20 protein-coding genes are annotated in these 23,829 nt (G+C 72.5%); 10 read left to right on the top strand and 10 right to left on the bottom strand.

Going from position 1 to position 23,829, the window contains the following annotated elements:
• Window positions 1-25: 25 nt before the first annotated feature.
• Window positions 26-2,797, bottom strand: a complete 2,772-nt coding sequence (locus BT341_RS26615; protein ID WP_072478874.1) for an AfsR/SARP family transcriptional regulator — start codon at window positions 2,795-2,797, stop codon at window positions 26-28.
• Window positions 2,798-2,932: 135 nt separating this feature from the next.
• On the opposite strand from BT341_RS26615, the gene BT341_RS26620 reads away from it, so the two are divergent.
• From BT341_RS26620 to BT341_RS26630, 3 genes are all read left to right on the top strand, one after another.
• Window positions 2,933-3,526, top strand: a complete 594-nt coding sequence (locus BT341_RS26620) for a sigma-70 family RNA polymerase sigma factor (protein WP_084743003.1) — start codon at window positions 2,933-2,935, stop codon at window positions 3,524-3,526.
• Between the two features lie 123 nt (window positions 3,527-3,649).
• A complete protein-coding gene (locus BT341_RS26625) occupies window positions 3,650-4,162 on the top strand; it encodes an SET domain-containing protein-lysine N-methyltransferase (RefSeq protein WP_072478876.1) in 513 nt (170 codons plus the stop codon).
• Window positions 4,159-8,265, top strand: coding sequence for a non-ribosomal peptide synthetase (locus BT341_RS26630; RefSeq protein ID WP_072482194.1), 4,107 nt, complete (start codon window positions 4,159-4,161; stop codon window positions 8,263-8,265). The genes BT341_RS26625 and BT341_RS26630 overlap by 4 nt, the downstream gene beginning before the upstream one ends.
• A gap of 19 nt (window positions 8,266-8,284) precedes the next feature.
• Here the strand turns inward: BT341_RS26630 and BT341_RS26635 are convergent, their stop codons facing one another.
• Complete coding sequence (locus BT341_RS26635) at window positions 8,285-9,673, bottom strand: KamA family radical SAM protein (RefSeq protein WP_177328899.1); 1,389 nt, start codon at window positions 9,671-9,673, stop codon at window positions 8,285-8,287.
• Window positions 9,674-9,805: 132 nt separating this feature from the next.
• On the opposite strand from BT341_RS26635, the gene BT341_RS26640 reads away from it, so the two are divergent.
• From BT341_RS26640 to BT341_RS26650, 3 genes are read left to right on the top strand one after another with little or no spacing between them, the layout of a single operon-like run.
• A complete protein-coding gene (locus tag BT341_RS26640; protein WP_072478878.1) occupies window positions 9,806-11,401 on the top strand; it encodes an amidohydrolase in 1,596 nt (531 codons plus the stop codon).
• Between the two features lie 10 nt (window positions 11,402-11,411).
• A complete protein-coding gene (lnt, locus tag BT341_RS26645; RefSeq protein ID WP_072478879.1) occupies window positions 11,412-13,028 on the top strand; it encodes an apolipoprotein N-acyltransferase in 1,617 nt (538 codons plus the stop codon).
• 27 nt (window positions 13,029-13,055) lie between these two features.
• Complete coding sequence (locus BT341_RS26650) at window positions 13,056-13,823, top strand: polyprenol monophosphomannose synthase (RefSeq protein ID WP_072478880.1); 768 nt, start codon at window positions 13,056-13,058, stop codon at window positions 13,821-13,823.
• Here BT341_RS26650 and BT341_RS26655 read toward each other — a convergent pair.
• A complete protein-coding gene (locus tag BT341_RS26655) occupies window positions 13,810-14,562 on the bottom strand; it encodes a class I SAM-dependent methyltransferase (RefSeq protein WP_072482195.1) in 753 nt (250 codons plus the stop codon). The genes BT341_RS26650 and BT341_RS26655 overlap by 14 nt on opposite strands.
• 47 nt (window positions 14,563-14,609) lie before the next feature.
• Between BT341_RS26655 and BT341_RS26660 the strand changes: the two genes are divergently transcribed.
• A complete protein-coding gene (locus BT341_RS26660; RefSeq protein ID WP_072478881.1) occupies window positions 14,610-15,404 on the top strand; it encodes a PIG-L deacetylase family protein in 795 nt (264 codons plus the stop codon).
• Here the strand turns inward: BT341_RS26660 and BT341_RS26665 are convergent.
• Complete coding sequence (locus tag BT341_RS26665; RefSeq protein WP_072478882.1) at window positions 15,337-16,086, bottom strand: DeoR/GlpR family DNA-binding transcription regulator; 750 nt, start codon at window positions 16,084-16,086, stop codon at window positions 15,337-15,339. The two genes, BT341_RS26660 and BT341_RS26665, sit on opposite strands and share 68 nt — an antisense overlap.
• 48 nt (window positions 16,087-16,134) lie before the next feature.
• On the opposite strand from BT341_RS26665, the gene BT341_RS26670 reads away from it, so the two are divergent.
• Complete coding sequence (locus tag BT341_RS26670) at window positions 16,135-16,746, top strand: NUDIX domain-containing protein (RefSeq protein ID WP_072478883.1); 612 nt, start codon at window positions 16,135-16,137, stop codon at window positions 16,744-16,746.
• 205 nt (window positions 16,747-16,951) lie between these two features.
• Here the strand turns inward: BT341_RS26670 and BT341_RS26675 are convergent, their stop codons facing one another.
• The 3 genes from BT341_RS26675 to BT341_RS26685 form a co-directional block, all read right to left on the bottom strand.
• Window positions 16,952-17,299, bottom strand: coding sequence for an RNA polymerase-binding protein RbpA (locus BT341_RS26675; protein WP_003081521.1), 348 nt, complete (start codon window positions 17,297-17,299; stop codon window positions 16,952-16,954).
• Between the two features lie 225 nt (window positions 17,300-17,524).
• The gene (locus BT341_RS26680; protein WP_072478884.1) at window positions 17,525-18,286 is read right to left on the bottom strand and encodes a thymidine kinase; all 762 of its coding nucleotides are present in this window, start codon (window positions 18,284-18,286) and stop codon (window positions 17,525-17,527) included.
• A 22-nt stretch (window positions 18,287-18,308) separates the two neighbouring features.
• Complete coding sequence (locus BT341_RS26685; RefSeq protein ID WP_072478885.1) at window positions 18,309-19,709, bottom strand: MFS transporter; 1,401 nt, start codon at window positions 19,707-19,709, stop codon at window positions 18,309-18,311.
• 243 nt (window positions 19,710-19,952) lie between these two features.
• On the opposite strand from BT341_RS26685, the gene BT341_RS26690 reads away from it, so the two are divergent.
• Entirely contained in the window at window positions 19,953-20,609 is a 657-nt protein-coding gene (locus BT341_RS26690; protein WP_072478886.1) for a transglycosylase family protein, read from the top strand.
• Between the two features lie 4 nt (window positions 20,610-20,613).
• Here the strand turns inward: BT341_RS26690 and BT341_RS26695 are convergent, their stop codons facing one another.
• Window positions 20,614-21,405: a glycerophosphodiester phosphodiesterase family protein gene (locus tag BT341_RS26695; RefSeq protein WP_072478887.1), complete on the bottom strand. Its 792-nt coding sequence runs from the start codon at window positions 21,403-21,405 to the stop codon at window positions 20,614-20,616.
• Between the two features lie 66 nt (window positions 21,406-21,471).
• Here BT341_RS26695 and BT341_RS26700 point away from each other — a divergent pair, with 66 nt between their 5' ends.
• Window positions 21,472-21,843: a hypothetical protein gene (locus tag BT341_RS26700; protein ID WP_072478888.1), complete on the top strand. Its 372-nt coding sequence runs from the start codon at window positions 21,472-21,474 to the stop codon at window positions 21,841-21,843.
• A gap of 27 nt (window positions 21,844-21,870) precedes the next feature.
• On the opposite strand, the gene BT341_RS26705 is transcribed toward BT341_RS26700, so the two are convergent.
• Both BT341_RS26705 and BT341_RS26710 read right to left on the bottom strand, forming a co-directional pair.
• Complete coding sequence (locus BT341_RS26705) at window positions 21,871-22,851, bottom strand: tyrosine-type recombinase/integrase (RefSeq protein WP_072478889.1); 981 nt, start codon at window positions 22,849-22,851, stop codon at window positions 21,871-21,873.
• A gap of 535 nt (window positions 22,852-23,386) precedes the next feature.
• Window positions 23,387-23,827: an SRPBCC family protein gene (locus BT341_RS26710; protein ID WP_072478890.1), complete on the bottom strand. Its 441-nt coding sequence runs from the start codon at window positions 23,825-23,827 to the stop codon at window positions 23,387-23,389.
• Window positions 23,828-23,829 lie beyond the last annotated feature (2 nt).

Genomic DNA, 23,829 nt, shown 5'->3' on the forward strand with positions numbered 1-23,829 from the left:
CGTTCGGTCGACGATCCACTCTTGACTATCCACTGGGTACTTCCGCCAGCCTGGTCCGGACCTCGTCGGCGTCCGGGTGCGCGACGTGCGCGAGGATGTCGCCTGCCCGCTGCCACCCGGCACGGGCCGAGTCGAGGTCACCGAGGTCGCTGCGCAGGTTCGCCAGCTCGATGAGCACCCGCGCCTCGGTCACGACGTTGCCGGTGCGGTGCACCAGCTCCAGCGCCTTCTCGTAGCAGGCGATGGCCCGGGCGTGGTCGCCGAGCTGCCTGTGGGCGTAGCCGATGCTGTGCCAGCTCTGGGTGGCGCCCATCTGGTCGCCCAGCAGCGTCTGCAGGTCGAGGGCCTGCCGGCAGTACTCGATGGCCTTCGCGTGTTCGCCGAGCAGGGTGTGGAACCAGCCGACGGCGTTGAGCGCGGTCGCCTCGCCGGCCTGGTGCTCGGCCGCGCGGAACAGCGCGAGCGCCCGCTCGGCGTGGGTGAGGGCGTCCTCGATCGCTCCTTGCCGGTCGAGCAGCCAGGCGAACTGACGGTGGGTGTAGGCCTGGCCGACGACGTCGTCGCTCGCGCGGTACAGGGCCAGCGCGGCGCGGAGGTCGTCGTGGGCGTCGGTGTGCCTGCCGAACCGGACGTGCGTGCCGGCCAGGTGCAGGTGCGCGAACGCCTGCTTGCGCCGGTCGCCGAGGCGGCATGCGGCGGCCAGTGCCGCGGTGAGCACGTCGCTCTCGTCGTGCCAGTGCCCGCGCATGGTCAGATACCGCCGCAGCGACCAGGCCAGCTCCCACGCCCGGGCGTCGAACGCGGGATCGGCGTGGACGGCCTGCAGCAGGACGCGGTGCTCGGCCTCGAACCAGGCCAGCGCCTGGCGGGCGTCGGTGATCCGCTCCGGCTCGGCCCCGGCCGGCAGCGGGGTGAGCGTGGGCGGCACCTCGAGGCGCGGGTCGATGAACCCGTCGGCGTGGTAGGCGGTGTGGGCGTAGTGGCCGAGCATGCGGTGCCGCGCCGCGTCCCGCTCGGCCGGCGGTTCCTGCTCGGTCACCAGTTCGGCGGCGTAGGCGCGCAGCAGGTCGTGCAGCGTGTACCGGCCGGGGGCGTGCTCGGCGATCAGGTGCGCGTGCGCGAGCTCGGTCAGGACCGGCCGCTCCCGGCCGGCGGGCAGCCCGGCCAGGCTCGCCGCCGCACGGCTGCCGATGTCGGGACCGGGGTGCAGGCCCAGCAGCCGGAACAGCCGGGCGGCCGCGGGCTCCAGCCGCAGGTAGGACCAGGAGAACACCGCGCGCGGGTCGGTCGCGGGGTCGGCGGCGGCGAACTCGTCGAGGCCACGCGCGTCACGCAGCTGCCCGGCGAGCGCGGCCAGCGGGAACCGCGGGTGGATCGCGGCGCGGGCGGCCACGACGGCGAGGGCCAGCGGCAGGCGCGCACACAGCCGGATGATCTCGTCGGCGGCCGCGGATTCGGCGGCGATCCGGTCCGCGCCGATCCGGCGGCGCAGCACCGCGCGGGCTTCACCGGGGTCGAGCAGGTCGACGGCGATGGGGTGCGCGCCGGCGGTGACCAGGCCGGCGAGCTGATCGCGGCTGGTCACGACGACCACGCTGCCGGGCGCGCCGGGCAGCAGCGGCCGCACCTGTTCGGCGTCGCGGGCGTTGTCGAGCACGACCAGCACGCGCCGCTTGGCCAGCAACGTCCGGTAGAGGCCGACCTGGGCCTCCGGCGCGGTGGGGATCCGCTCGGCCGGGACGTCGAGGGCTTCGAGGAACCCGCGGACCGCTTCGGCCGGCGGCACCGGTGTCCCGGCCGGGTCGAACCCCCGCAGGTTCACGTACAGCTGGCCGCCGGGGAACTCGCCGGCGGCCGAGTGCGCCCAGTGCAGGGCCAGCGCGGTCTTTCCGACGCCGGCGGTGCCGGACAGCACGATGACCCGCGCGGCCGGCGACGGCCCGGCGGTGATCTCCCCGAGACGGCGCAGGGCGTTTTCGCGGCCCGCGAACCCGGGCGTGTCCGGGGGCAGCTGGGCCGGCGTGGCGGACGGCGCGTCACGCGGTCCGGCCGGCAGCTCGCCCCGCAGGATCGCGCCGTGCAGGGCGCGCAGCTCGGGGCCGGGGTCGGCGCCGAGGGTCTCGGCGAGCCGGTGCCGGACGGCGGTGTAGCGGTCGAGGGCCTCGGCGTCGCGGCCGGTGGCGTGCAGCGCGCGCATGAGGAGCGCTTCGAGCGGTTCCGCGAGCGGGTACTCCGCGGCCAGCTCGGGCAGCGTGGCGACGACCGCGTCCGGGTGGCCGAGCCGCAGCTGGAGCTCGCCCCACCGGACGGCGGCGTCGAGCCGTCGCCCGCGCCAGGTCGCCCGGACCCGCTCGGCCCAGTCGCCGGGGATGCCGGCCAGCGGCGGGCCCCGCCATTGGCGCAACGCTTCGGTCAGTGCCGCGGCGCGCTCGGAATCGGTGTTCCGGCTGTCGTTTCCGCGGTCGGCCAGCCGGGTGAACCGGTGCAGGTCGACCACATCCGGCTCGATTTCCAGCACGTATCCCGCGGTTCTGCGGGACACGCCGGCCGGCGTGCCGGTCAGCTCGGACACGCGGGCCAGCAGCTGGCGTATTCGGCTCAGGTGGGAATACACCACATTGCGCGCTTCATCGGGTGGATCGTCACCCCAGACGCGGTCGATGAGCGTTTCGATCGGAACCGGACGGCCCGCGTCGACCGCCAGCGCGGCCAGAACGGCCTGCCTCCGCGGGGTCCCGACGTCCAGTGACTGCGCCGCGACGCGGACCTGCACCTCGCCGAGCAGCAGAAACTCCATGCGGCGGACTCCCCGTGATCGACCGGTCCGAACCGGACCAATCGATGCTGCCCGCACCGCAAGGTCTCGGCAAGGTCGGCGAGCAGGGCGTGGCGAAATCGTGAACCCCGGAACAGCCGAGTGCGAGGAGGGGCCATGGCTGACGACTCGAGGACACCATTGCCGGAAAACGCCGAATGGATGTGGCGCGACCTGGTCGCCCGCTATTCTTCGCTGATCCGTTCGGTCTGCCGTCAGTTCCGGATCAGCGGCGCGGACGCCGAAGACGTCAGCGGTGCGGTGTGGCTGCGGCTGGTGGCGAACCTGCCGGACATCCGCGAACCGGACGCGCTGCCCGGGTGGCTGCGCACCACCACGCGGCACGAGTGCCTGCGGCTGCTGCGCCACCGCGCCCGCCAGATCCCGGCCGACAGCGCCCTGTTCGCCGAACCGGCCGATCCCGCGTTCGACGCCACGCTGCTGGGCGCCGAACGCCGGGCCGCCGCCCGGCACGCGTGCGCCCGGCTGCCCCGCCGCGACCGGGAGCTGCTCGCGCTGCTGTTCTGCGACCCGCCGAAGTCCTACCGGGAGATCAGCGCGACGCTGGGCATGCCGATCGGCTCGATCGGGCCGTCGCGGGCCCGCTGCCTGGCCAGGGTCCGCCGCATGCCGGCGATCGCGGCGCTGCTCGCCGACGACGACCGGGATTCCGCGGGGCATGTCGTTCAGAGCGCGCGGGCGACCGCGTGATACGCCCGGGCGCCGCGGGCGGGTAGCAGCGAGTCGTTGAGAGGATGCTGAGAGCGAGCCGTGAACTTCCCGGAAGCCACCCGCGTGCCCCGGGCAGCGGATCCACTTCCCGGGAGGTCACGGATGACCGAGAGCATCGAGGCGCGGCGCGCGGCCGTCGTCCGCAGCGACGGCGAGTACCGCCTGGTCACCAACCAGGCGGTACCGGCCCGCACGGTCCTGTTCAGCCTCGAAGGCGAGCTGACCACGACACCGACGCGCTACACCGTCCAGCTCGACGCCGACCGGCACGTCGACCTGCCCGCCGGGTGCCCGCTGGAGGAGGTGCTGGATCGCTACTACTGGCGGTTCATGAACCACGCCTGCGAGCCGGCCGCGGTGATCCGCGACCGGGCGGTGCTCAGCCTGCGTCCGATCCCGGCCTGGTCGGAGATCACCTTCCACTACGCCACCACCGAGTACGACATGGCCGAGGCGTTCCCGTGCCGGTGCGGCAGCGTCCGCTGCGACGGCGTCATCCAGGGCTTCCGGTACCTGCCGGGGGAGCGGCGCGAAGCTCTGCGCCCGCTGCTTTCGCCGTACCTGCTGGCCGTGCTCGACGGCCGGCTCCCCGAACCCGCCGGGGTGTGGCGGTGAGCGAGGCGCTCCAGCCGGATCCCGGTCCGGCGCTGCTGCACCACTTCTTCGAGCAGTCGGCCCGGCGCCGGCCGGCCGCGATCGCCGTCGATCTCCCGCCGTCCGGGCGACGGCCGCGGCGCACCGTCACCTACCGCGACCTGCACCACCGGTCCGCGGCGGTCGCGCGCGCCGTCCAGCACGCGGTCCGGCGGCCGGGGATCGTCGCGATCCTGCTGCCGCGCACGACCGAGGACCTCTACGTCGCGCAGCTCGGGGTGCTGCGGGCGGGCTCGGCGTACGTCTGCCTCGACCCGTCGTTCCCCGACGAGCAGCTGGGGCACATCCTCGCCGATGCCGCGCCCGCGCTGCTGATCACCGACCGGGCCGGGCACGAACGGGCCACCCGCGCCGGGTACACCGGCGCGGTGCAGCGCGTCGACGGGTCGGCTGCACCCGCCGCGCAGCCGGTCATCGCACCCGCGGCACCGCCGGGCCTGGCCTACGTCATCTACACCTCCGGCACCACCGGCAAGCCGAAAGGCGTGCTGGTCGGGCACCCGGGCGTGGTCAACCTGATCCGCTCGGACGTCGCCGAGTTCGCCCTGGGCCCCGGGGACCGCGTGGCCCAGGGCTCCTCGCCCGCGTACGACTCCTCGGTCGAGGAAGCCTGGATGGCGTGGGCGTGCGGGGCCACCGTGGTCGTCATGGACGACGAGACGGCCCGGCTCGGCCCCGACCTGGTGCCGTGGCTGCGGCGCGAACGGATCACCGTGCTCTGCCCGCCGCCGACCCTGCTGCGCGCGACCGCGTGCGAAGACCCGAGGCGGGAGCTGCCGGAACTCCGCCTGCTCTACGTCGGCGGCGAGGCGCTGCCCGACGACGTCGCCGAGCGGTGGGCGCCGGGCCGCCGGATGGTCAACGGCTACGGGCCGACCGAATGCACCGTGACCTGCCTGCGCGCGGACGTCGAACCCGGAAAGCCGGTCGTCATCGGCCGGCCGGTGCCGGGCATGCGGGCCTGGGTGCTCGACGAGCGGCTCGAGCCGGTCAGGCCGGGCGTGCCGGGCGAGCTGTGCATGAGCGGCGCCGGCCTGGCGCTGGGCTACCACGGCAAACCCGAGCTGACCGCCGAGAAGTTCCCGCAGCACCCGCGCCTTGGCCGGCTCTACCGCACCGGCGACCTCGTGCACGCCGGACCGGACGGCACCCTCTTCTACCACGGCCGCATCGACTCCCAGGTCAAGCTGCGCGGCTACCGGATCGAGCTGGAGGCGATCGAGGCGTCCCTGGCCCGCTTCCCCGGCGTGCGGGAGGCGGCGTGCCGGGTGCAGGGCGAAGGCACGAGCCAGGTGATCGCCGCGCACCTGGTGCCGGACGGCGCCATGCCGGATCAGGCCGCGCTCAAGGAGCATCTGCGCAGGGCACTGCCCGCCTACATGATCCCGGCGGTGTTCGGGGCGGCCGAAACGCTGCCGCGCAGCGCCGGCGGCAAGCTGCGCCGCAGCGACCTGCCCGTGCTCGCGACCACCCGGCGGCACGCCGCCAAGACCGCCACCGGCAGCGAGACCGAGAAGTTCATCGCCGACGCCCTCCGCGAAGTCTTCGAGACCGGCGAGATCGGCGTCGACGACGACTTCTTCGACGACCTCGGCGGCAGCTCCCTGCAAGCGGCGATGCTGATCTCGAAACTCCGCGCCAACCCGCTCACCGAAGCCATCGCCGTCCGGGACGTCTACCGCGCCCGCACCGTGGCGGGCCTGGCGAGGCTGGCCGCCCCGGCGGCCCACGACGAGATCGACGCGGTCGCGGCGCCGGCCCGCAGCGCGGTCGCCATCACGGTGGCGCAGGCCGCATGGCTGTTCGCCGAACTGGCGATCGCCGCGCCGATCGGCTACTTCGCCGTGTTCGCCGCGCTGCCGTGGCTGGCCGAGCGGATCGGCCTGGTCCCGCTGATCGTCCTGCTCCCGATCGCGCTGCTGGTCGCCGGGTTCGGCTGGACGCCGGTGGCCGTGTTCTGCGCAGTACGCGCGAAACGGCTGCTCATCGGCCAGTTCAAGCCGACACGGGTCCCGGTCTGGAGCACGTTCCACCTGCGCCTGTGGATCGTGCGGCACCTGCTGCGGCTCGTGCCGTGGGGCACCATCGCCGGCACCGAGTTCCAGTGCATGGCGCTGCGCTCGCTCGGCGCGCGGATCGGCAAGCGCGTGCACATCCACCGCGGCGTCGACGTGGTCCAAGGCGGCTGGGACCTGCTGGACATCGGCGACGACGCCACCATCGCCCAGGACGCCTCGCTGGGCCTGGTGCAGCTGAGCGAGGGACACCTCACGATCGGCCGGATCACCGTCGCCGGCGGGGCCACCGTGGACGTCCGCGCGGGCATGTCCCCCAACACCCGGCTCGGCCGCGGTTCCTGGCTGGCCGCGTGGTCGTCGTTGCCGCCCGGCACGGCCGTTCCGGACGGCCGGCGGTGGGACGGCGTCCCGGCCCACGACGCGGGCCCGGCGCCCCGGGCGCCCGCCCCGGTCGTCGGCGGCAGCATGCTGTCGCCGTTGGCGCACGGGCTCGCGACCGTCGCCGCCCGTGCCGTGTTCGCGTGGCTGTTCGCCCTGCCCTTCTCGCTGGTCATGATCGCGCTGGTGCTGGCCTTCGACGTCACGTACCCGGCGGTCCTCGACGCGCTCACGCGACCGTGGGCGCACCTGCAGTTCATGCTCGTGCTGGCCGTGGCGAGCTGCGTGTCGCTGCTGGTTTCGGTGTGGGGCGAAGCGCTCGCCGCGCGGGCCCTCGGCCGGGTCCGCGAAGGCGTCATCAGCCGGTGGAGCCCGGGCTACATCCGGGTGGCGCTCAAGACCGGGTTGGTCACCACGGCCGGGAACTGGCTGTCGGGCGGGCTGTTCTGGCCGGTGTGGCTGCGCTGGGCCGGGATGAAGGTGGGCCGCGGCTGCGAGATCAGCACGATCATCGACGTCGTCCCGGAACTGGTCGGCATCGGCCCGGACACCTTCTTCGCCGACGGCATCTACCTTGGCGGCCCCCGCGTCCAGCACGGCACGGTCACGCTCGCGCCGGTCAGCCTCGGCCACGACACGTTCCTCGGCAACCACGCCGTCATCCCGGCCGGCCAGCGGCTGCCCCCGGACATCCTGATCGGCGTCTGCACGGTGGCCGACGACCGCGTCATGCGGCCCGGCACGTCCTGGTTCGGGCACCCGCCGATGCTGCTGCCCCGCCGCGAAGTCGTGGAGACCGACCGCAGCCTCACCCACGACCCGTCGTTCGCGCGGGTCGTCACCCGCGTGTTCTGGGAATGGCTGCGTTTCGCGCTGCCGGTCGTGCCGCTGGCCGTGCTGACCGCCTGGTTCGCCATGATCGCCTATGCCGCACGGGTTCTGCCGCTAGCCGCTTTCGTCTTCCCCGGCGCCGCGGTCGTGACGCTGCTGACGGCGCTCCTGCCGTGCCTGATCGTCCTCGGGCTGAAATGGGGGCTGCTCGGGCGGGTCAAGCCGGGCGTCCATCCGCTGTGGTCCTGCTGGTGCAGCCGGTGGGACTTCCTGTACGTGGCCTGGGGCGTCATCGCCGGCGGCGTCCTGTCGGCGCTGGAAGGCACCCTGATGCTGCCGCTCTACCTGCGCCGCATGGGCATGGACATCGGCAGGCGTGTCGTGCTCGGGGAGGGGTTCGCCCAGGTCGTCGACCCGGACATGCTGCACTTCGGCGACGGCGCGACGGTCAGCGCGATGTTCCAGGCCCACACGTTCGAGGACCGCGTGCTCAAGATCGACCACGTGCACGTCGGCGCGCACTCGACCCTCGCCAACGCCACGGTCCCGTTGTACGGCGCCGACATCGGCGAGCACGCGTACGTCGCCCCGCACAGCGTGATCATGAAGCAGGAGCACCTGCGGCCGCGGCTGCGCTACGCGGGTGTCCCGACGCAGGAGCAGAAAGCGCCCTCGCGACGGTCGAATCCGGAGCCGGTGACGCACCCGTTCCGCCAGGCCCGCCGCGTCAAGGTCCCGGAGCCGCCGACGCAGGCGTTCTGGCGGTTCGAACGCACCTTCACCGTGCCCGGCGAGCAGCCGAGGGAGCCCCGCGGAGCCGCGGGACCCCCTCGGTAGGCCTTGCTCGAGGCCGGCGTCAGCTGGTCCGGTTCGCCCACCAGGCGCGCCCGGCCTCCGGCAGGGTCGAGATCGGGTCGTAGTACGGGTAGCGCCGCTGCAAGGCTTCCGGGTCGTCGCGCTCGATGCCCGTCCGGTAGTTCTTCGTCCAGTACGAGATCCCCAGCTCGCGGTCGTATTCGGCCAGCTGGTGCACCCACCGCTTCCCGACGTACGGCACGTCGCACACGATGCGCGGGGTCGCGTAGCCGGGCAGGTAGCCCATGATCGCGTGCTGCAGCTCCTGGGCCTCCCACACCGCGACCCGCCAGTGCTCGGCGTTCGGGATCATGTCGCACATGTAGAAGTAGTAGGGGAGGATGTTCGCCTCGCCCTGCAGCGCGAAGCACAGGTCCAGCAGCGCCGACGGTGTCGCGTTGACCCCGCGCATCAGCACGCCCTGGTTGCGGACGTCGCGGACCCCGACGTTCAGCGCCGTCTGCGCCGCCTCCGCCACCAGCGGCGTCACCGACTGGGCGTGGTTGACGTGCGTGTGGATCGCCAGGTTCACGCCGCGGCGCTGGGCGGTCACGGCGACCCGCTCCAGGCCTTCGACCACCTTCGGCTGGATCCAGTGCTGCGGCAGCGCCGCCAGTGCCTTGGTCGCCAGGCGGATGTCGCGGACGGTGTCGATGTCCATCAGCCGCATCAGGAACGACTCCAGCTGCGGCCACGGCACGTTCGCGACGTCACCGCCGGAGACGACCACGTCCCGCACGCCCGGGGTCTTCTTCAGGTAGGCGATCATCGCGTCCTGGCGGTCGACCGGCTTGAGCGTGAGCTTGTGCTTCTCGACCTGCTCGGTCGAGTTGCCGACCAGGTCCATGCGGGTGCAGTGCCCGCAGTACTGCGGGCAGGTCGAGATCATCTCGGCCAGCACCTTGGTGGGGTAGCGGTGGGTCAGGCCCTCCACGACCCACATCTCGGCCTCGTGCAGCGAGTCGCGCTCGGAGTGCGGGTGGCTCGGCCACGTCGCGTCGCGGTCGCTGCGGACCGGCAGCATGTAGCGGCGGATCGGGTCGGCGTAGAACGCCTCGGTCACCTTGGCCGGGTCCGTGCCGGCGGTCGGCGCCATCGTGTTGAGCATCTGCGGCGGCAGCAGCATCGACATCGTGGCCATCTCGCGCTGGTCGGCGAGCAGGTCCGCGTAGAAGCGCTCCTCGAGCAGGTCGCCCATGAGGGCGCGCAGCTGCTTGACGTTGCGGACGCAGTGCACCCGCTGCCACTGGGCGTCACGCCACTCGGCTTCGGTCACGTCGTGCCAGCCCGGGAACCGGCGCCAGTCGGGTTCGACCAGCTCGGCGCGGGCGTACTCGTAGGGCTGGTCGACAGCGGCGGCAGGCGTCACAGGTTCCTGGATCGCAGTCACTTGTACTCCTAGTCGTCGGGAACGCGTTAAAATATCCTGTCATATCGTCCTGACGGAGTAAATCTTCCTGCGTGTCGGCGTGGCTTCCCCCGGGTGGCGGCAGCCCGGCGGAGGCGGGGCAGACTCAGGGGCGTGACGCACGAACACACGACGCTCCTGCTCGGCGGGCGCATCTACACCCCCGCCGGCCCGGACGCCACGGCGATGGCCGTCACCGGCGGCACCGTCGTCTGGATCGGCCAGGACGCCCCCGCCCGCGCCCTGCACCCCGGCGCCGAAATCGTCGACCTGCACGGCGCGTTCGTCGCTCCCGCCTTCGTCGACGCCCACGTCCACGCCACCGCCACCGGCCTGCACCTGACCGGCCTCGACCTCACCGGCGTCCGCGACCGCGCCGAGCTGCTGGCCCGCGTCCGCGCCGCCGTCACCCCGGGCCAGGTCCTGCTCGCCCACGGCTGGGACGAGAGCGGCTGGACCGACCCGCGCCTGCCCAGCCGCGCCGAGCTCGACGACGCCGCCGCCGGCACGCCCGTCTACCTCAGCCGCGTCGACGTCCACTCCGCGCTCGTGTCCACCGCGCTCGTCGAGCTGGCCCCCACGGCCCGCGAGGCCGACGGCTGGTCGCCCGACGGCCCGCTGACCCGCGCCGCCCACCACGCCGTCCGCGCGGCCGTGCGCGCCGCGATCACCCCGCGGCAGCGGGAACGCGCCCAGCGGGCGTTCCTCGCCGAAGCCGCCGCGCACGGCATCGTCAGCGTCCACGAATGCGCCGGCCCCGACATCTCCGGCCGCGACGACCTCGCCGCCCTGCTCGCCCTCGCCGGCCCGGACACCCCCGAGGTCGTCGGCTACTGGGGCGAACCGGGCGCCGTCGACACCGCCCGCGAACTGGGCGCCCGCGGCCTGGCCGGCGACCTGTTCGTCGACGGCGCCCTCGGCTCCCACACCGCCGCGCTGACCGAGCCCTACGCCGACCACACCGGCTCCGGCACGCTCTACCTCGACGCGCACCGCATCGGCGAGCACCTGGCCGCCTGCACCGAAGCCGGGCTGCAGGCCGGCTTCCACGTCATCGGCGACGCCGCCGTCGCCGAGGTCCTGGAGGGCTTCCGCCTCGCCGAGAAACAGGTCGGCCGGCGCGCGCTGGCCGCCCGCCAACACCGCCTCGAGCACGTCGAGATGATCACCGCCGAGCAGGCCCGGCAGCTGGCCGGCTGGGGCGTCGTCGCCTCCGTGCAGCCGCTGTTCGACGCGCTCTGGGGCGGCCCGGAAGGCATGTACGCCGAACGGCTCGGCGCCGGCCGCGCAGCCGGGCTCAACCCCTTCGCCGCCCTCGCCGCCGAGGGCGTCCTGCTCGCCTTCGGCTCCGACGCCCCCGTCACGCCCCTGGACCCGTGGGCGAGCGTCCGCGCCGCCGCCTACCACCGGACACCGGGCGCGGGCCTGTCGCCGCGAGCGGCGTTCACCGCCCACACCCGGGCCGGGCACCGCGCGGCCGGGGCCAACGACGGCGTCACCGGCAGCCTCGTCCCGGGCGCGCCGGCCCACTACGCCATCTGGGACGCCACCGACCTCGTCGTCGCGACCCCGGACAGCCGCGTGCAGCGCTGGTCGACCGACCCGCGCGTCGGGGTGCCGCCGCTGCCGCGCCTGGAACCCGGCGCCACCCTCCCGCGCTGCCTGCGCACGGTCCGCGCGGGTGCGGTCCTCCACGACGCCATCACCTAGAGTCTCAGCCGTGGCAGTCACCGTCGCGGACCCCGAGCCGGGCACCCCGCACCACCCCGCGCGTCCCCGGCGGTTCCCGCGGGCCTGGCTGCTGCGCCTGGCCGCGGCGCTGGTGTCGGGGTTCGCGTACTACCTGAGCTTCGCGCCGCGCCCGCTGTGGTGGCTGGCGCCGCTGGCGTTCGCCGGGCTCGCCCTCGTGCTGCGTGGCCGCCGCCGTTTCTGGGGCGCGTTCGGCCACGGCTTCGCCTTCGGGCTGGCGTTCTTCCTGCCGCTGCTGACGTGGCTGCTGGACTTCCTGGGCCCCGACTTCGGGCCGTGGCCGTGGCTGGGCCTGTCGTTGGCACTGGCGCTCTACTACGGCCTCGCCGGCGGTCTCATCACGCTCGTCGCCCGCCTGCCCCTCGGCCCGCTGTGGGGCGCGCTGGTGTTCGTCGCGCTGGAGACCCCGCGCGCGTGGTTCCCGTTCGGCGGCTTCCCGTGGGGCCGGGTCGCGTTCAGCCAGCCCGAAGGCGCCTTCCTGCCCCTCGCCTCCATCGGCGGCGCCCCGCTGGTCGGGGTCGCCGTCGTCGGCACCGGCTTCGGCCTGGCCGCGCTCGCCGCCCGGCTGCGGGAGACACGCAAGCTCACCCGCCCGGCCGTCGTCGCCGCGGCCGGGACCGTTCTGCCTCTCGTCGCCGGGCTGGCGCTGTGGCCCACGATCGGCACCGGCCCGCAGGACGGCGAGCTGACCGTCGCCACCGTCCAGGGCAACGCCCCGGACATCGGGCTGGCGCTGCAGGGCGAACGCGACGTGCTGCGCCGCAACACGATCGCCGAGAGCGAACGGCTGCTGCAGGACGTCCGCACCGGCAAGGTGCCCCGGCCCGGCCTGGTGCTGTGGCCGGAGAGCGCCACCACCGTCACCGGCCCCGACCCGCAGGTCGACGGGCTCGTCGCCGGCTTCGGCGTGCCGGCCCTGGTCGGCGCGCTCTACGAGCTGCCGGACGGGCACCTGCAGAACTCCGTGATCGTCTGGGACCCGCGGACCGGGCCCGGGCAACGGTACGCGAAGCAGCAGCTGGTGCCCTTCGGCGAGTACGTGCCGGCCCGCAAGGTCGCCGAGCTGGTCACCCCGTTCCTCGATGCCGAGACCGTCGACATGGTCCCGGGCGACGGCGCGAACCAGACCATGGCCGTCGCCGGAACCCGGGTCGGCACGTTCGTCTGCTACGAGGCGGCGTTCGACTACCCGGGCCGTGACGCCGTCCGCGACGGCGCCGAGCTGCTGGTCGTGCCCACCAACAACGCCTGGTACGGCCGCAGCGAGATGAGCGTGCAGCAGCTGGCGATGTCACGGCTGCGAGCGGTCGAGCACGGCCGGGCCGTCGTCGTGTCGGCGGTCTCCGGCGTGAGCGCGATCGTCGCCCCCGACGGGACGGTGACCAGCTCAACGGGCCTTTTCACGGCGGACTCCCTGGTCGGGCGCGTGCCGCTGCGGACGCAGACTACGCTGTCGGATCGACTCGGTGCGTGGACGGAGTACGGGCTGCTGGCACTGGCGATCGCCGGGGTGGCCGGCGGGCTCGTGCTCCGTTTTCGCACCCGGCGCGCCAGCGCCGGCACGGCAGCAGGGGAAGCGGCGGACTGAGACGCCGCGGATATCGGAGGAAGACGGATGTCGCAGGCGCCGCGGGGGGCCCGGGAAATCGAGCCGGTGCTGGTGGTGATCCCGACCTACAACGAGCGGGAGAACCTCGGCCCGATCCTGGACCGCCTGCACAAGGTACTCCCGGACGTGCACGTGCTCGTGGTGGACGACGGCAGCCCCGACGGCACCGGTGAGCTCGCCGACGAGCGCGCCGCGGCCAACGACCGCGTCCACGTGCTGCACCGGACCGAGAAGGCCGGCCTCGGCGCCGCCTACATCGCCGGGTTCCGGTGGGGCCTGGCCCGGGAGTACAACACGATCGTCGAGATGGACGCCGACGGCTCGCACGCGCCCGAGGACCTGCCACGGCTGCTCGACGCGGTCGGCGACGCCGACCTGGCCATCGGGTCGCGGTACGTGCCGGGCGGTGCGGTGGTGAACTGGCCGCTCAACCGCCAGGTCCTCTCCCGCGGCGCCAACATCTACTCGCAGCTCGCGCTGGGCATGCGCACCCGCGACATCACCGCCGGGTTCCGCGCCTACCGGCGCCCGGTGCTGGAGAAGCTGGCGCTGGACGAGGTCAACTCGCACGGCTACTGCTTCCAGATCGACCTGACCGTCCGCACGGCCGACGCCGGGTTCGAGATCGTCGAGGTGCCGATCACCTTCACCGAGCGCGAGATCGGCGAGTCCAAGATGAGCGGCTCGATCATCCGCGAGGCGTTCCTGCGCGTCGCCACCTGGGGTGCCGAGCGCCGCTGGCAGCAGCTGCGCCGCTTGCTCAAGCGGCGCTGAGCCGCGCGGTCACGATCCACGTCCGGGCACCCAGCAGCACCCCGTCCGCGGTTTCGTGCGCGGCGAAGGCGTCCCGGAGCCGGCTGACGGACTGCTCGTCGCCCTGGGCGAGCAGCTGCTGCACGTCCTTGAGGCCGAGGGCGAACTCGCACGCCGTCGCGGCGTCGGGTCCGTAACAGACGGGGTCGCGCAGTCCGGTGAACTCCACACCGGTCAAGCCGGCACCCTCCAGCAGCGCCCGCGTGCGGGCCGGGTCGCCGAGCGAGAAGTGCGGGCCGGGCGGGGGAGCGACCGCGCCCGGCGCGATGGCGTCGCGGAGGATCGAGTACCACTCGTTGCGGTGCCGTTCCTGCCACACCAGCAGCACCAGCCGCCCGCCGGGCCGCAGCGCGCGGGCGAGGTTGGCGAACGCCGCCGCCGGATCGGCGAAGAACATCGCCCCGAACCGGGACAGCACCACGTCGAACGCGGCGGCCGGGAACGGGTGGGTCTGGGCGTCGGCCACCTCGAAGGCCGCCCCGCCCAGCTCACGGGCACGCGCGATCGCCTGCGCCGAGACGTCGACCCCGAGCGCGGTCGCGCCCGCCGCCGCGGCTTCCCGGGTGGACTCGCCGGTACCGCAGCCGACGTCGAGGACGTCCTCACCCGGCCGCACGGCGGCCGCGGCGCGGAACCGCTCGTTGTGCCGGCGCACCTCCGCGTCGAACAGCGCCGCGAACCGGACCCGGTGCTCACTCATCCCGGCTTCTCCCGCCATGGGGCCATCATGGGGCCATCATGGGGGCGATGACGACCATCGTGGCCTTCCACGCCCACGCCGACGACCCCGTCCTGCTCACCGGCGGCACGCTGGCCCGCGCCGCGGCCGACGGGCACCGCGTGGTGGTCGTCGTGGCCACCGACGGCCTGGACGCCGAGTACCCGACCGCGCGGTGGCGGGAGCTCGAGGCGAGCGCGGCGATCCTCGGCGTCCGGCGGGTCGTGCACCTCGGCTACGCCGACAGCGGGCACGGCCCCGCCCTGTTCCCGGACCCGCCCGGACGGCAGCGGTTCGCCCGCGCGGACACCGAAGAGGCCACGCACCGGCTCGCCGCCCTGCTGCGCGCGGAACGGGCCGACGTGCTGCTCGGCTATGACCCCAACGGCGGCTACGGCCACCGCGACCACGTCAAGGTCCACGAAGTCGCCCGGCGCGCCGCCCGGCTGACCGGGACCCGGCTGCTGGAGGCCACCCTGCCGCGGGACGTCGTCCTGCGGCTCGTCCGGGTGATCGGGGCCCTGCGGATCCCGCTGCGGTACGACACCGGCGCGCTGAGCCGCGCCTACAGCCCCTCGGCGGCCATCACGTACCGGTTCGACGTGCGGCGGTTCGCCGCGCGGAAGCAGGCGGCGCTGGCCGCCCACGTCTCCGACGTGCGCGGCACGGGACGGCTGTCAGCGGTGCTGCGGGTGCTCGTGTGGCTGCCGGCGCCGGTGTTCGGACTGGTCGCGGGCCGCGAGTGGTACGTCGACGTCACGCGGGCAGGATCGGCACACCCCGCTCTGCAAGTTTCTGCACGTTCTCCTCGGCGGCGTCGGTGATCACGCCGGCGACGTCGGCGAACGGCAGGACGGTGAACCTCGACGCCGCGCCGATCTTCTCGGCGCTGGCCAGGACGTAGGTGTCCGCGGCGCGCCGGGCCAGCGTGCGTTTCATCGCGGCCTCGTCGGCGTCGCCGGTGGTGAGCCCGGCGTCGGGGTGGACGCCGGTCACACCGAGCAGGAAGACGTCGGCGCTGACCGCCTGGGCGGCCTCGGCCGCGGCGGCGCCGCAGGTGACCGCGGAGTGCCGGAACAGGCGTCCGCCCAGCAGGAAGACCTCGATGCCGGCGTGTTCGAGCAGGGCGACGGCGACCGTGGGGCTGTGCGTGACGACAGTGGCCTCGAGGTCGCGCGGCAGGACCTTGGCGACGGCGAGGGTGGTGGTGCCGCCGTCGAGGATGACGGTCGAGCCGGGCCGGACCAGCCCCGCGGCGACGGCGGCGACCCGGTCCTTGCCGCCGACGGCGATCGAGGTCCGGGACGCGTAGTCGGCGACGGCGGGGGAGACGGGCAGTGCGCCGCCGTAGACACGCTGGCAGAGCCCGGCCGCGGCGAGGTCGCGCAGGTCGCGGCGGATGCTGTCCTCCGAGACGCCCAGCTCGGCCGCGACGTCCTTGGCCAGCACCTTGCCGTCGGCGGCCAGCCGGGCGAGCAGCAGTTCACGGCGTTCCCCGACCAACATGCACAATCCTCCTTGTTTCTTCCGAGTCATGCACATTATGGTCGGGTCATGACCTCTCCGACAAGGCTGGACCGCAACCCGCGGGTCCGGATCACCGACGTCGAACTGCTGTCGTCGGCCTGGTACGTGCTGCGCCGCACGACGTTCGACTACCAGCACCGCGACGGCCACTGGACGACCGAGCAGCGGGAAACCTACGACCGCGGCAACGGCGCGACCGTGCTGCTCTACGACCGCGCGGGCGCGACGGTGCTGCTGACCCGTCAATTCCGCTACCCGGTGTACGTCAACGACCACCCGGACGGCATGTTGCTGGAGACGGCGGCGGGCCTGCTGGACACCGACGACGCCGAGACGGCGATCCGCCGCGAGGCGCAGGAGGAGACGGGCGTCCGCATCGGCGAGCTGGAACACGTGTTCGACGTGTACACGAGCCCGGGCTCGGTGACCGAGCGCCTGCACTGCTACGCGGCCCCCTACGACCCGGCCGACCGCGGCACGGGCGGCGGCCTCGCCGAGGAAGGGGAGGACATCGAGGTGGTGGAGCTGCGTTTCGAGGACGCGATGAAGATGATCGGGACCGGCGAGATCGCCGACGCGAAGACGATCATGCTCCTGCAGTGGGCCGCCCTCCACGGGCCCTTCCGTCCGACGTCCTGATCGGCTGGAGCGGGCGACGCACCGGAAGCCGGCGCCCATTCGCGTACCCCAGCATTCGGAGAGGGGCGGCGCTCGCGTGCCGTCCCTGGGTGGTCGGCCCCAACGCTCCAGGGGGCCGGGTAGGCGAAAGGCCCCCGCGGGGGGAGGTCGCGGGGGCCTTTCCGTTGTGGTGGAAGCGGTGGCTACGGGCCGACGCCCGGAGGGTTCACGCGGACCGGGAGGTCCGGCGGCCCTTCAGCTCGGCGAGACGTTCGTTGAGCAGGTCCTCGAGCTCCGGGATCGTGCGCCGCTCGAGCAGCATGTCCCAGTGCGTGCGCGGCGGCTTGACCTTCTTCTGCTCGGGCTGCCCGCCATCGACGATCTCCGACTCACTCCCGTGCAGGCGGCACTCCCAGACCGTGGGGATCTCGGCGTCGTCGGAGAACGGCACCTCGAACTCGTGGTTCTTCGGGCAGGCGTAGCGCACGGTGCGGCGTGGGGCGAGGTCGTGGTTGCGGTCGGTCTCGTAGCTGACCGCTCCCAGCCGGCTTCCACGAAGAACACGGTCGGCCATGATGGGGTCCTTTCAGTCAGCTCCGGGTGGAGCCAGGGTGATGCTCACCCTATGCAACGACCTGGGGGCCCGGAGGATTCCCGGGACACCATGTCCTTGCTCACGATGAGCTGCGTCACCCAACGGCATCAGCTTCCTCTAGTAGGAGGCGTTTCGCGCTCCGGCGTGACGTCAATACGGCCTTCTTAGTGCGGATATCCCCCGGATGGGCTACTGGCCCTTGTCTCAGGTCAACCGTAACTGACCGTGACGACCAGTAACCGGCCCCAAGTCACCCGCTCGAAAGTGGCGGCGACACAATACCTGATAACGCACAGTAGCATTTTCGGCCTCAAAACCGGCCAAAGCTGAAGATTCAACTACGGATTGTTCGGTATCTGCGACCACGACGGTGTCCCCCTCGCGCACCACCTCGCCGTCGACGACCCGCGCGTTGAACCGCCCCGGCAGCCCGCACCAGCACAGCACCTCCACCTGAACCGGCTGCAGCTCGTCCGCCAGTTCGAACAGGCGAGCGGCTCCCGGGAACAGCCGGCTCCGGAAGTCCGTCGCGATCCCGAAGCAGTAGACGTCGATCTCGACCTCGTCGGCCAGCTCCGCCAGCTGGTCGACCTGCCCGGGGGAGAGGAACTGCGCCTCGTCCACCACCACGTAGTCCACGTGCTGCCCGCGCGCCCACTCCCGCCGCACCAGCTCCCGCACGTCGGTGTCCTCGCCGACCTCCACCGCCTGCCGCGTCAGCCCGATCCGGCTCGAGATCTGCGGCGCGCCCGACCGGTCGTGCCGCACCAGCACCAGCCCGCGCCGGCCCTGCCGCGCGTGGTTGTGGTCGATCTGCAGCGCCAGGGTCGACTTCCCGCAGTCCATCGGCCCGTAGCAGAACTTCAGCCTGCCCACCGGCGGCGTCCCGCGCCGCGAACCGGCCGCGGGAACCGACGACAGGGCATCGGTGGGGTCAGGGCCGACAGCGTCGTTCACCAAGGTCACGACGCCCGACCCTATCGGGCCGCTACAGCACCTCCGGCGGACGGTTGCCCGCCGCCACGATCGCCCGCCGCACCGGCACCAGCCACACCAGCACCAGCCCGGCCGCGAAGAAGATCACCAGCGCCACGATGGCCAGCCGGAACGACCCCGTCGCCTGTCCCACCCCCGCGAACACCAGCGGCCCCAGCCACGACGTCCCGCGCTCGCCCACGACGTAGAGCGAGTAGTACTGCGCGTCCTTGCCCACCGGGATCATCTGGCTGAACAACGACCGCGACAGCGCGTTCGTCCCGCCCAGCACCAGCCCGATCCCCACCGCCACCGCCACGAACTGCAGCAGCTGCTTCGGCTGCACGAAGTACGCCCCGGCCAGCACGACGATCCACAGCACCAGGCTGCCCAGGATCGTCCGCTTCGCCCCGACCCGCCGCGCCACCAGCCCGTGCAGCGTCCCGCCCAGGTACGCCACGAACTGGATCACCAGGATCGTCACGATCAGCACGCTGTCGCCGAACCCCAGCTCGTCCTTGCCGTACTGCGCCGACACCGTCACCACCGTGTTGATCCCATCGGTGAAGACCAGGTAGCTGCCCAGGAACGCCAGCGTCAGCGGAAACGCCTTCGCCGCCACGATCGTCTGCCTCAGCTCGGTGAACCCCGCCCGCAGCACCGACGCCCCGGGCGCGACGTCCACCGGAGTGTGGCGACGGGGGAGCGCCCGCACCGCCGGCACCGTGAACACCGCCCACCACAGCCCCGACGTCAGGAAACAGATCTGCACCGCGAGACCCTTGTCCACCCCGAACGCGTCATGCCCCAGGTAGAACCCCAGCTGCAACGCCAGCGCCAGCCCGCCGCCGAGGTAGCCGAACGCCCAGCCCTTCGCCGAAATGTCGTCCCGCTCGTCCGGCCCGCCGATGTCGACCAGGAACGAGTAGTAGATCACCAGCGAACCGCCGTACCCGATGTTCGCCACGACGAACAGCACCACACCCAGCTGCCAGTCCGAGCCCGCCAGGAAGAACATCGCCGCCGCCGCGGCCGCCCCCAGGAACGCGAACCCGCCCAGAATCCGCCGCTTGTTGTGGCTGCGATCAGCCACCGCACCCGCGATCGGCAGCACCAGCACCTGCACCACCGTCGCCACCGACAGCAGGTACCCCCACACCGAACCGGCGGGGAAGTGCAGCCCGAACAACGTCACGTCGCAGTTGTGCAGCGTGTCCGCCCGGCCCGCCGCGTCCGTGCACGGACGGTCCCCGTTAAGGGTGAAGTTCGTCTTCGCGTCCGCCGCCGCGATCGAGCTCATCGACAGCGCACCGAACACCGTCGTCGTCGACGAATAGAACGGCGAATTCGCCCAGTCGTAGAAATACCAGCCCCAGCGCTCGCGCCTGGTCGAGCGCGTCCCGGCCAGCGTCATCCACGGCTCCTCACCTCGGAAAGTTCCAGGTCAGCGCGGACACTACTGGCCCGTGACGACACCGGTGAGCCACCCGCCGAAACCGTGTCCGGTTCGTCGCCACGTGATCAACCCCCACTTCCGGGCGAATCACGGTCCACCGCCCACGGCGTGTCGCTCACCGGCCCGGAAGACGTTTCATGTGAGACTGGAGCGCTCAGTGTGTCTCTTGTGGTCAAAGAGGCACACTCCTACTGTGCTCCCATGATCCAGAACCGGAGACGCGCCACCGCGAGAGTCCTGCTCCTCGTCTTCGCCGCCATGGGTCTGCAGCTGACCGTCCCCGCCATCGCCGCCGCCGACCCCACGCCGGCCACCTGGGCCAAGCTGCGCATGTGCGAATCGAGCGACCGCTACACCACCAACACCGGCAACGGCTACTACGGCGCCTACCAATTCGACCTGCCCACCTGGCGCAGCGTCGGCGGACAGGGCCGCCCCGACCAGGCCGCCCCCGCCGAACAGGACTACCGCGCCCTCTACCTCTACCGCATGCGCGGCTGGCAGCCCTGGCAGTGCGCCGGCATGCTCAAGCTCGCCGCCGACGCCGACGCCCGCAGCAAACGCATCCCCACCTACGCCGAATCCGCCTACATCGGGGGAACACCGACCCCGCCCGGCAGCGGCGCCAAACCGCCCTGGCCCGGCGTCGTCTACTCCTACGGCGACTGCGCCGCCCCGCTCAAGGCCTTCCAGCTCCGCATGAACGCCTTCGGCTACGGCTTCACCGGCACCGGCTGCTACTACGACAAGACCCGCACCGCCGTCCTCGACCTCCAGCGCGCCAACGGCATCAAGGACAGCGGCCTGCTCGGCCCCAAGACCTGGGACGCCGCCTGGAACGGCAAGCCACCCCGCTGACCCCTCACCCCTCCTGCGACCGCCGCCAGGCACCCCGCTCGATCAGCACCTCACGCAACAGGTCCGGCCGATCCGTCACGATCCCGTGCACCCCCAGGTCCAGCAGCATCCGCATCTCCGCCGGATCGTCGATCGTCCACGTGTGCACCTCGATCCCGGACCGCCCCGCGATCGACAGGAACGCCTTGTCCACCACCCGCAACGCCCCCTGCCGCACCGGCACCTGCGCCATCGCCCCCAGCACCAGCCGGCCCAGCGGCAGCAACGGCAGCTTCCCGCGCGCCCACAACGCGAACGCCGACCGCGGCCCCATCGCCGTCACCAGCTTCGGCCCCGCCAGCTTCCGCAACCGCACCAGCCGCGCATCCGAAAACGCGGCCGCCGCCACCCGGTCATGTGCCTTCGTCCGCTCCAGCACCTCGACGAACGGCTCCACCGCCCGATCGGCCTTCACATCCACGTTGAACCGCGCGTCCGGCAGCTCCTCCAGCACGTCCTCCAGCCGCGACAGCGGAACCTTCCCACCCACCTTGACGTGCTTCAGCTGCGCCCACGTCTGCGCCGCGATCGGCCCCGACCCGTCCGTCGTCCGGTCCAGGTTCGCGTCGTGGTGCACGACGACCACCCCGTCCGCCGTCGCGTGCACATCCGTCTCGAGGTAGCGGTACCCCTCCGCGCACGCCCGCCGGAACGCCGGCAACGAATTCTCCAGCCCCTCCAGCTCGTCGAGGTGCCACCCCCGGTGCGCGAAGGCACGGGGAACCGGATCGGCCAGGTACGGAAACGACGCCTGCATCCCCCAAGTGTGCCCTTCCGGCATGACCCCGGCATGAGCGGACGATGGCCAGCTAGGGTCTCCCGGGTGAGGGAAGCCGCCGAACTGACCCAGCTCGAACCCGCCCCCGCCCGCCGCGGCGCCCCGAAGCACTGCGGCTGGTGCGGCCGCCGCCTGCCCGAAGCCGGCAACGTCGGACGCCGCCGCCGCTACTGCGGCCAATCCTGCCGCCAACGCGCCTACGAACGACGCACCGCCCTGCAGCGCAGCGGCCTCCCCGAAGACGCCGTCGTCCTCTCCGACACCGAAATCGCCGCCCTCCAGGACCGCCTCTTCCAGCTGCGCTGCGCCGCCGAAGACATCGTCACCGCCGCCGACGACGGCGCCGACCCCCGCGAACTGCGCGGACTCGCCCAGGAAATCGCCCGCGCCGCCAAGGACCTCGAACAGCTGCGCTGACCACCCGCACGGGGGAGAAGCAACCGCTCAGCCCAACCCGTCCAGCGCCCGGTACGTCCGGTTGCTCGCCGCCGCCGCCCGCTGCTCCCGGCCCGTCGCCTCGATGTAGTTCTGGCTCGTCGCCAAGCTCGCGTGCCCCAGCAACGCCATGATCTCCGACGCCGTCGCCCCGTCCTCCGCCAGCCGCGTCGCGAACGTGTGCCGCAACGCGTGCAGATTCGCCCCCACCGGCACCCGGTCGTGCAACCCCGCACCCCGGTAACACGACTTCACCAGGTACTCCAGCGCACCCCGCCCGATCGGCTCACCCGCCCGATCCAGCAGCAACGGCGAACCAGGGGAGAACCGCGCGTTCGGGAACCGCACCCGGCACGACTCGCGGTACCGCTCGATCAGCTCCGCCAGCACCGGCTGCACCGGAATCGACCGATCCCGGCTGCCCTTGCCCTTCACGTGCAACCGCAGCTCACCGGCGCGCCCCACGAGCGAACGCGCCGTCAACGCGCGCATCTCCGCCGCCCGCAACCCGGCCACCAGGCCCAGCGCGATCACCAGCACGTCCCGTTCCGGCCACGGGTCCCGCGCCCGCCGCGAACCCGCGGCCGCCGCCGACAGCAGCTGCTCCGGGGTTTCCTCACCGCGCAACGGCTTCGGCGTCAACGCCGGCGTCCGCGGCCGCGCCACCGCACCCATCGGATTGCCCTCCAGCAACCCGTCCGCCACGCAGAACGTCAGGAACTGGTTCCACGTCGACCAGGCACGCAGTACCGAACTCTTCGCGTGCCCGTCCGCGAACGCGCCGAACGCCGCCCGCAGCGCCGGACCCGTCAGGTCCGCGACCTCCAGGTCCTCGGCCGGGCGGCCCAGCTCCGAAACCAGGAGAGCGGTGATCCCGGCAAGGTCCCGGCGGTAGGCGTCGGTCGTGTGCGGGGAGTCCTTGCGGGGACGGCGGGCGGCGAAGAAGGCTTGCTGGGCCTCGGAAACCTTCATGTGGATCTTGTACCGCACACCACCGACAATTCCGGGCCCCGGGTCCACCGCAGCATTTCATGCATAATGTTGATTATGCATGAAATGCCTGGTTAGCCCGGTTTCCGTGCTCGGGGGATCCGGGACCGCTCGGGGCCGCCGGATCGAGTCGTTCGAGCCTCTCTGAGGCCGTCTTTGCGGGGATGCGCACGCATGTTCGAGCAGACCCAGGAGACTTGCCTGTCCAGCCGGGCTGGCTGGCCGGACCGCAGTGTGCCGGAGGCTTCGCCGTATCGCCGACGTTCGGGCTCGGGATCACTCAGCCCGATTTCGTCACAGTGACGTTTTATGGCCGGGTGACAGCGCCTCGGGTCCTCCGCTCCAGGGGACGTCCCGACGGCTCGCTCAGGGCAGCTTCCAGGCGGAGAGGCCAGCGGCCGGCGAGGAAATCTCAGCAGGAGCCGTCCTGGCGAAGCGGAAGATCCCTCCGTCGTCAGGAAGGATCTTCCGCCCCTCTCGGCTCGCGCCGCAGCACGTGCCCGAGTGCCGATAATGGACATTATGTTAAGTAACGTCAGTGCCAGTCGCTGATCATCACGTCCCGCGGCGACGGGGCGCCTTCCCCGGTCTCGACGAGCTGCTTGAGGCTCATCAGGTAGATCGCCCACTTGGTGCTGCAGTGGTGCATGAATTCGACGACCTCGCGCCAGCCTTCGTGCTTGAACAGGACGATCGTGTAGTCGTCGCGCTGCTCGATGACCCAGCGGATCGTCGTGCCGATCCACTCCGGTGGCCCGTCGACGACCTCCCACCGGACGAGCCGGCCCGGGTCGAGCTCGGTGACCTTCATGTCGAAGCCGCCCGGGATGAAGCGGAACGCGATGACGCCGCCGAGCCCGGTCTCCCCTTCGGTCTTCTCGGTCCACCAGCCGGCGAGGCCGTCGATCGTGGTGAGGGCCTCGTAGACCTTCTCCGGTGTGCTGTCGCGGATGCCGATGCGGTGCAGGATGTCCATGG

This window comes from Amycolatopsis australiensis (assembly GCF_900119165.1).
In the GTDB taxonomy this organism is placed as follows: Bacteria; Actinomycetota; Actinomycetes; order Mycobacteriales; family Pseudonocardiaceae; genus Amycolatopsis; species Amycolatopsis australiensis.

Coding starts and splice junctions, on each gene's coding strand:
- BT341_RS26670 (WP_072478883.1), top strand. CDS start 16,135: ATGACCTCTCCGACAAGGCTGGACCGCAACCCGCGGGTCCGGATCACC.
- BT341_RS26655 (WP_072482195.1), bottom strand. CDS start 14,562: ATGAGTGAGCACCGGGTCCGGTTCGCGGCGCTGTTCGACGCGGAGGTG.
- BT341_RS26660 (WP_072478881.1), top strand. CDS start 14,610: ATGACGACCATCGTGGCCTTCCACGCCCACGCCGACGACCCCGTCCTG.
- BT341_RS26625 (WP_072478876.1), top strand. CDS start 3,650: ATGACCGAGAGCATCGAGGCGCGGCGCGCGGCCGTCGTCCGCAGCGAC.
- BT341_RS26685 (WP_072478885.1), bottom strand. CDS start 19,709: ATGACGCTGGCCGGGACGCGCTCGACCAGGCGCGAGCGCTGGGGCTGG.
- BT341_RS26695 (WP_072478887.1), bottom strand. CDS start 21,405: ATGCAGGCGTCGTTTCCGTACCTGGCCGATCCGGTTCCCCGTGCCTTC.
- BT341_RS26620 (WP_084743003.1), top strand. CDS start 2,933: ATGGCTGACGACTCGAGGACACCATTGCCGGAAAACGCCGAATGGATG.
- BT341_RS26710 (WP_072478890.1), bottom strand. CDS start 23,827: ATGGACATCCTGCACCGCATCGGCATCCGCGACAGCACACCGGAGAAG.
- BT341_RS26650 (WP_072478880.1), top strand. CDS start 13,056: ATGTCGCAGGCGCCGCGGGGGGCCCGGGAAATCGAGCCGGTGCTGGTG.
- BT341_RS26690 (WP_072478886.1), top strand. CDS start 19,953: ATGATCCAGAACCGGAGACGCGCCACCGCGAGAGTCCTGCTCCTCGTC.
- BT341_RS26665 (WP_072478882.1), bottom strand. CDS start 16,086: ATGTTGGTCGGGGAACGCCGTGAACTGCTGCTCGCCCGGCTGGCCGCC.
- BT341_RS26615 (WP_072478874.1), bottom strand. CDS start 2,797: ATGGAGTTTCTGCTGCTCGGCGAGGTGCAGGTCCGCGTCGCGGCGCAG.
- BT341_RS26675 (WP_003081521.1), bottom strand. CDS start 17,299: ATGGCCGACCGTGTTCTTCGTGGAAGCCGGCTGGGAGCGGTCAGCTAC.